Raw genomic sequence first — 6501 nt, forward strand, 5'->3', positions numbered from 1 at the left:
TTTGAATTTTGGATTTTTAGATTGTTCCCAGTTAGACTTTTGGATTGGGTCTTCTAATCCAAAATCTAAAATTGGCAAGTCTTACAGGGATTGAGTGGGGAAAAATGGAGCTAGCCAAAGTTGTATTTGAACATCCCAACCCAGAAGAATAGCAATTGCTGTAGCCACGATCGCAACGCCACCAATCCGCTGCAAAGCTGCACTATGAAAGCGGAGATTGAGGATTCGTTGGCTGAATACTCGTCCACCATAAGCGATCGCTAATAGAGGCAAACCTGCTCCAATTCCATAAGCAAGCAGTAGCCAAAATGCACTTGTAACTTGATGATTAACTGCTGCTAGTACTAAAATTCCCCCCAAAACCGGCCCAGCACAGGGAGTCCACAAAAGCCCCAACTGAGTCCCTAGCCAAAACTCTCCCATAAGTCCCATACGTGGAGGTTTTTTAGCCCACTTGCCAACTGGAATATAACTAAATATTCGGTAACTCCAGGTGGGGAAAATTGCCAGTACTCCCAAAAATAAGAGGAGTGCGATCGCTCCATTACGTAATAAATTTACCAAGCCTGTAAACCAGCTTGCTGTTACACCGAGTAAACTACCTACCAGGGCAAAACCAGCGATTAATCCCCCTACCAGTGCGACTGGGCCGTAGGTATGGGATTGGGGCGTAGATGCAGAGTGACTTGTGGTTAGCGATCGCCCCAATAGCACAGGCAAAATCGGTAAAACGCAGGGTGAAAGCACATTTAAAACTCCCCCCAAGAAAGCCAGACTGATTGATAAAGTAGAAGTAGTCATACAATTTTAGATTTTAGATTGACTCCATGCTTTAAGAAATTGACTCTAGTTAGAGATTTTAGATTTTTCTATACTTAAAACTAAGAGGGCTGCTAAAATTTTTTTGGATTTTGAATCTTTTAATCCAAAATCCAAAATCCAAAATCTAAAATTCATAATCTTTTTACCCCAATAGCTGGCGGATAGTTTGCTCTATTTTTTCGTATGCCCCTTCACCGATATGGTCATATTGCAACAATCCCTGACGATCAGCCAAAAATATATGAGGCCAATACTGGTTTTCGTAAGCGTTCCAAGTTTTATATTCGTTATCAACCGGAACCGGATAAGTAATTTGGTGTTGTCGTAATGCCTTTTTTATGTTATCCGCGTCTCGCTCAAAAGCAAACTCTGCTGTGTGGATACCAATCACCTTGAGTCCCTGCGACTCGTACTGTCGATGCCATCTAGTAATGTAAGGCAGTGTACGCTGGCAGTTAATACAAGCAAAAGTCCAAAACTGTATCAAAATAACACTGCCTTTGAGGTCAGCTATTGACAAAGGTGTAGAATTAAGCCACTGACTTATCCCTTGAAACTCTGGTAAACTATCGCCTGCCAGAGGTTTCACTGCAATAGTTTCCGAGTTTTGTATATTCTTACTATTTACAGGAGAGATAGAAGGGGCATTCACTTTTCTAAAGTTGGAAAATGTTGTAGCTGCACCAATTCCAACAACCCCTAACCCAAGATAAAAAAGTAACTGACGTCGGTGGAGCAGGTTGTGATTCATCAGAATTTCTCCTGTTGAGGTCAAAGCACCAAAGTATAAGGATTGGAATTAGGATTTTCCTGGTTTACCAGTCCCTAGTACCCAGTACAAGAAAAGTGAAATGCAAAGCTAGTTGTGGCTAAGGCTTGGTAGAAGCAGGCGATTGCTTCATTGCATCACCTGTTTTGTCTTTACCCATCGCACCACCAGCTTTGTCTGCATCTTTACCCATTGCATCTTTACCCATCGCATCTTTGCCCATCGCATCTTTGCCCATCGCATCTTTGCCCATCGCATCTTTGCCCATCGCATCTTTGCCCATCGCATCTTTACCCATCGCATCGCCGGCTTTGTCTTTACCCATAGCATCTTTGCCCATCGCATCGCCGGCTTTGTCTTTGCTCATAGCAGGAGAGGCTTCAGGAGCAATTTGATTGTTACTGGCAGGACTGCTAGAGCAAGCAGTGAGACTGGTAGTTAAAATCAAACCAGCAATTAAAGAAAGTGTTTTCCAGTTCATAGTCTTCTTTCGTCCTTTGGATAGTTATTTTTGTATTGATTGATCGGAGTAAACTAAGCTACAAGCAGATTCATTAAAATGATTGGGGTAAAGAAGATGCCTTCTTGTAGGGGACTTCATCAGACTTTTGTTACTGATGTTTGAGCTATCCCGAACATCCAAAGTATCTCTGTTAGGACTGAAGCTTATCTGAAACGAAGCCATAATTTTCATAAATTTATCCCTTGAGAAAATTTATTTTATTCTCAGCATTTTCTCAGGCAATTTATGGTAGCTTAATCCAATGGCAATCTTAAATCATTCGTGAAAAATTAGATCCCCGACTTTTTAAAAAAGTCGGGGATCTGGACAAAGGGACTTTTACCGAATTGTCCGTGCCGAGAAAGCCCCTAAATTCTATTATGTTGTTGGTCAATTCATTCAAAAAACGTAGTCAGCAAAGACTGAGACTGGTCAGTACAGCTTGTTTGATTTCTCTTACAAGCTCAATCCCTTCAGGGTTGAGTTACTGACTCTATTTATGGGGGCTAGGCACGGGCGATTTTAAGACGCTCGTTCGCCCTTGGCGTCTCCCCTTCTCCCAAAGGGAGAGGCTAACGCCAAGGGAGAAGACCCGGCTTAGCTGCGCCATCGCCGTCAGGTATCAAAATGGGGTGGATGTCAACCACCCTAACACTCTAACTTGCTACTGCTTCAGCCGCCGCCGCCTCAACAGCAGCTACGGGTAAATAAACACTAACTTTTTTACGGGTTTTGCCCTTTCTCTCAAACGTTACAACACCGTCGATTAAGGCAAACAGAGTATCATCGCTACCAATACCGACATTGTTACCAGGGTGGAATTTTGTACCACGCTGACGCACGAGAATGTTTCCTGCACGTACAACTTGACCACCATAACGTTTAACACCCAGACGTTGAGCATTAGAATCACGACCGTTACGTGTACTACCTGTTCCTTTCTTATGAGCCATAATTTCCTCTTGTGTATCTACTTCTTTTTATTATTCAGCAGCGGTTTCAACTTCTTCGGCAGGAGTCTCATCTATAACGGGGGTTTCTTTCTCCGGTTCTCCTTGGGCAGCAAACACTGCACCATTAAGGGTGATGGAGTCTATCAAAAGTCTGGTAATTTCCTGACGATGCCCCCGTTTTTTGCGGGTTTTCTTTTTCGGCTTCATTTTGTATACCAGGACTTTGCGACCTCTGTAATGTCGCAATACAGTCCCTTCTACAGTCGCACCCGTAACTAGTGGCTGTCCAATGGTGACTTCGCCATCGTGCTGCACGAGCAATACGGAATCTATTGTAACTTTTTCATCTGGTTCAATCGCAAGCAGTTCAATGTCGTAAAACCGACCTGGCTCTACTCGTATTTGTTTGCCGCCAGTTTCAATAATTGCGTAGGTCATGGAATTGTCCTTGAGGTTGCCGTACAGGTAGCTGGTTTTATCTCTTATAGAGACGCTTTTGCCAGCCTTTGTAATATGTCTACCTGATCCGAGCAGGAATTAGACAGACAATTTAATATCATATTTTATTAACAGGTGTCAAGTCAAGCTTTAACAGGATTTTTGGGTTTGGCATTGCTGTCTGCTCTACCTAAAAATGAAAACTCATTTTCCCAGAGTGGGGAGGAATTAGCCAACGGTCTTTATGGGCATAGGTGTAGCCCTTCGTAGATAAGCTGTTGTGATTATAGTTTGCACATTGAGGCAGCAAGGGAGCAGGGTGCAGGGAGCAAGGGAGAGGATTTACAGGTTTTGCCTAATCATGCTTGTGATGCAATTTGTAGGCGCAACAGCTTATCGCCCACTAGCACAAATATAAATTGCATTTATCAAGAAGTCAGAACCAATACTTTTTAGATAAAAATTGCTACTATCTTAGGACTGAATTTAAAAAAATTCACATTAAGATTAGCGTAGAAGTTATATTTTTTTATCAAAATCAACACATTGTTCTTCTTTGTTTTAAGATCAAATGTGAGATGCATAATTTAGAAATTCTTTGCAGAAGTTAGTGAATCCTCAAAAGTTAAATTACCACATTCAAACCTGATATTTCAAACAGGAGATTGATTGTCATGACACAGCAAAATGCTGCCCGACTTTTTCAAGCTGTAAAACAAGATCAAGCATTACAGCAAAAACTCAAAGTAACAGCCGATCCAGAAGCCTTCATCAAAATTGCTCAAGAGCGTGGCTATGATTTCACCGCCAGAGAACTGGATAGTGAAATTAGCAAATTATCTGAAGAAGATTTAGCCGCCATTGTCAATCCAGGATGGGGGACTAGACGCCACATTTATCCTAGATAATTCTTGCTCTGGGAAATCGAAAGTATAGGAACAACTGAATTGACAAGTTTTGCTCCTCAAGGGGATACCGTTGCATCATCTCCTTTAAGGGTATTCCTGTTAAACCAAGGTTAAAATCCCCGACTTCTCTAAGAAGTCGGGGATCTTATTGTTCGCGAATGATTAAGTAGGGCTGTTATGTACCCATCTTTGGCTACATGCTGTGACAGTATCTATGCAATAAGAGTTAAAAATTATTTCTCTACTCTCCATCTCGCCACCTACTTAGCTCATGAGTTAGGATGACTATATTTTAATTAGGTGATATGAAAAGAATAGAAGTTGAGCAAAGAACTATTTTAATTGGTTTGGCTGGTAGCCACGGCTATGGTTTAAATCGTCCTGATTCTGATTTTGATTATCGGGGAGTATTTATCGCGCCCAAAAGGTACTACTTAGGATTTGACCACATAGAACAAAAAGATGCTGGTTGGGATGAACCAGGAATATTTCCATTCGTTGATGGTAACAAAGACACGGTTATATATGAATTAAGAAAAATCCTCCAGTTATTAGCGGGCGCGAATCCCAATGTTTTAGAATTGCTCTGGTTAAATAATTATCCTTTTTTAAGCACAGTCGGACAGCATTTAATCGATCATAAGCAGTTATTTCTGAGTAAAAAGGTAAAACATACTTACACTGGTTATGCCTTTGCTCAAATTAAAAAGATGGAAACTCATCGTAAGTGGTTGTTAAAGCCACCGCAAAAAAAACCGATACCGTCTGACTTCGCTATAGAAGACGAAGCACCTCTTAGCAAAGATGAGCTAAATGCTTTTCTGGAGTATCTTTATAACTTAATCAGAGGACGGATTGAGTTTCTGGAAGAAGCGGAACAATTATATCAATTGCTGACAGCAGATATTGATTTTAAAGGAGTGCTAAAACAATATGCTTTACCCGATGAAACTTTAGAATATACCCAAAAGTTAACCAATAGTCGTAAAGATTTTATCCGCCTGCTTCAGAAAAGCCAAAGCTATCAGATAGCTTTAAGAGAATGGAAGGCTTACTTATCTTGGCAAGAGAATAGAAATCCCGCTAGGGCAGAAATGGAAAGAAAGTCGGGTTTTGACCTCAAACATGGGATGCACTGCATTAGATTGTTACGCAGTGGAGTAGAAATATTGCGGCGAGGTGAAGTGGTTGTAGATAGGAGAATAGCTGGTGATGTTGAGGATTTAAAAGCTATTTTAAAGGGTGAGTATTCTTATGAGCAGGTGATGAAAATGGCAGAAGATTTGGTCGCCGAAATGGAAGTTGTTTACGAACAATCCGCCCTACCTCACAAACCTGATTTAGAGAAAATTAATGAGTTGTGTATGGAATTGGTGGAAATGCAGAATTGGTAAATGTAAAAGTTAGGAGTTAGGAGTTAGGAGTTAGGAGTTATTAATTAATTTCTCACTCATAACTCCTAACTGATTAATTAAATTTTAAAGAGTGTACATTAAATCAGCAAAACCATAGAGGCTGATGATGAGTAATAGGGATGCTGTTAGTTGGGTAATTCGCGTCTGGGGTGAGGGTGCGATCGCTTCCCGCACTAAGATGGAAACAGATGCCCCAACTACTAAGCTCAAGCCTAAGATTAAATAGGGCATATCGGGTAAAATACTAGCTATTGCCAGCATGGCGATCGCTAATAAGAGCATCAATAATTCTACAAACCTGGGCGGGTTGTATTGGCTAGATAAAACAAAGCTGTTGAACCAAAAAGACCAAAATCTCATATTCAGTGCTGAGTTAGGAGTTAGGAGTTAGCAGTTAGGAGTTAGGAGTTAGCAGTTAGGAGTTAGGAGTTAGAAGTTAGGAGTTAGGAGTTAGCAGTTAGGAGTTAGGAGTTAGGAGTTAGGAGTTAGGAGTTAGGAGTTAGGAGTTAGGAGTTATATACTCAGTTCTGAGTTCTGAGTGCTGAGTGAAGAATTAAAGTTGTGAGTTATGAAGCAGTTTTCTATTCAAAACTCTTAACTCCTAACTCCTCATTCCTAACTCCTCATTCCTAACTCCTCATTCCTAACTCCTCATTCCTAACTCCTCATTCCTAACTCCTCATTCCTAACTCCT

At 41.0% G+C, this 6501-nt stretch carries 8 protein-coding genes; 2 read left to right on the top strand and 6 right to left on the bottom strand.

Annotation, left to right across the window (positions count from 1 at the left end; genetic code table 11):
- Nucleotides 1–81 precede the first annotated feature (81 nt).
- The 5 genes from V7K67_RS11355 to rplU all read right to left on the bottom strand — a co-directional run bounded on the left by V7K67_RS11355 (nucleotide 82) and on the right by rplU (nucleotide 3484).
- A complete protein-coding gene (locus V7K67_RS11355; RefSeq protein ID WP_334706881.1) occupies nucleotides 82–801 on the bottom strand; it encodes a cytochrome c biogenesis CcdA family protein in 720 nt (239 codons plus the stop codon).
- Nucleotides 802–964: 163 nt separating this feature from the next.
- Nucleotides 965–1573 (bottom strand): thioredoxin family protein, encoded by a 609-nt coding sequence (locus tag V7K67_RS11360; RefSeq protein ID WP_334733082.1) that lies wholly within the window; start codon nucleotides 1571–1573, stop codon nucleotides 965–967.
- Nucleotides 1574–1691: 118 nt separating this feature from the next.
- Nucleotides 1692–2072, bottom strand: a complete 381-nt coding sequence (locus tag V7K67_RS11365) for a pentapeptide MXKDX repeat protein (protein WP_334733081.1) — start codon at nucleotides 2070–2072, stop codon at nucleotides 1692–1694.
- Between the two features lie 677 nt (nucleotides 2073–2749).
- On the bottom strand, nucleotides 2750–3046 hold the full coding sequence (gene rpmA, locus V7K67_RS11370; RefSeq protein ID WP_334706884.1) for a 50S ribosomal protein L27: 297 nt from the start codon (nucleotides 3044–3046) through the stop codon (nucleotides 2750–2752).
- A gap of 30 nt (nucleotides 3047–3076) precedes the next feature.
- Nucleotides 3077–3484 carry a 50S ribosomal protein L21 gene (gene rplU, locus V7K67_RS11375; RefSeq protein WP_179068072.1) on the bottom strand — a complete coding sequence of 136 codons (408 nt, stop codon included), beginning with the start codon at nucleotides 3482–3484 and terminating at the stop codon, nucleotides 3077–3079.
- A 674-nt stretch (nucleotides 3485–4158) separates the two neighbouring features.
- Here rplU and V7K67_RS11380 point away from each other — a divergent pair.
- Both V7K67_RS11380 and V7K67_RS11385 read left to right on the top strand, forming a co-directional pair.
- On the top strand, nucleotides 4159–4392 hold the full coding sequence (locus V7K67_RS11380; protein ID WP_334706886.1) for a Nif11-like leader peptide family natural product precursor: 234 nt from the start codon (nucleotides 4159–4161) through the stop codon (nucleotides 4390–4392).
- 305 nt (nucleotides 4393–4697) lie between these two features.
- A complete protein-coding gene (locus V7K67_RS11385) occupies nucleotides 4698–5786 on the top strand; it encodes a nucleotidyltransferase domain-containing protein (protein WP_334733080.1) in 1089 nt (362 codons plus the stop codon).
- An 84-nt stretch (nucleotides 5787–5870) separates the two neighbouring features.
- On the opposite strand, the gene V7K67_RS11390 is transcribed toward V7K67_RS11385, so the two are convergent.
- Nucleotides 5871–6167: a hypothetical protein gene (locus tag V7K67_RS11390; protein ID WP_292843727.1), complete on the bottom strand. Its 297-nt coding sequence runs from the start codon at nucleotides 6165–6167 to the stop codon at nucleotides 5871–5873.
- Nucleotides 6168–6501: the final 334 nt, after the last annotated feature.

The organism is Nostoc sp., assembly GCF_036917155.1.
Classification (GTDB): domain Bacteria; phylum Cyanobacteriota; class Cyanobacteriia; order Cyanobacteriales; family Nostocaceae; genus Nostoc.

Excerpts from the sequence above, each read along its gene's own strand:
- V7K67_RS11355 (WP_334706881.1), bottom strand. The coding sequence starts at position 801 with ATGACTACTTCTACTTTATCAATCAGTCTGGCTTTCTTGGGGGGAGTT.
- V7K67_RS11360 (WP_334733082.1), bottom strand. The coding sequence starts at position 1,573 with ATGAATCACAACCTGCTCCACCGACGTCAGTTACTTTTTTATCTTGGG.
- V7K67_RS11365 (WP_334733081.1), bottom strand. The coding sequence starts at position 2,072 with ATGAACTGGAAAACACTTTCTTTAATTGCTGGTTTGATTTTAACTACC.
- rpmA (WP_334706884.1), bottom strand. The coding sequence starts at position 3,046 with ATGGCTCATAAGAAAGGAACAGGTAGTACACGTAACGGTCGTGATTCT.
- rplU (WP_179068072.1), bottom strand. The coding sequence starts at position 3,484 with ATGACCTACGCAATTATTGAAACTGGCGGCAAACAAATACGAGTAGAG.
- V7K67_RS11380 (WP_334706886.1), top strand. The coding sequence starts at position 4,159 with ATGACACAGCAAAATGCTGCCCGACTTTTTCAAGCTGTAAAACAAGAT.
- V7K67_RS11385 (WP_334733080.1), top strand. The coding sequence starts at position 4,698 with ATGAAAAGAATAGAAGTTGAGCAAAGAACTATTTTAATTGGTTTGGCT.
- V7K67_RS11390 (WP_292843727.1), bottom strand. The coding sequence starts at position 6,167 with ATGAGATTTTGGTCTTTTTGGTTCAACAGCTTTGTTTTATCTAGCCAA.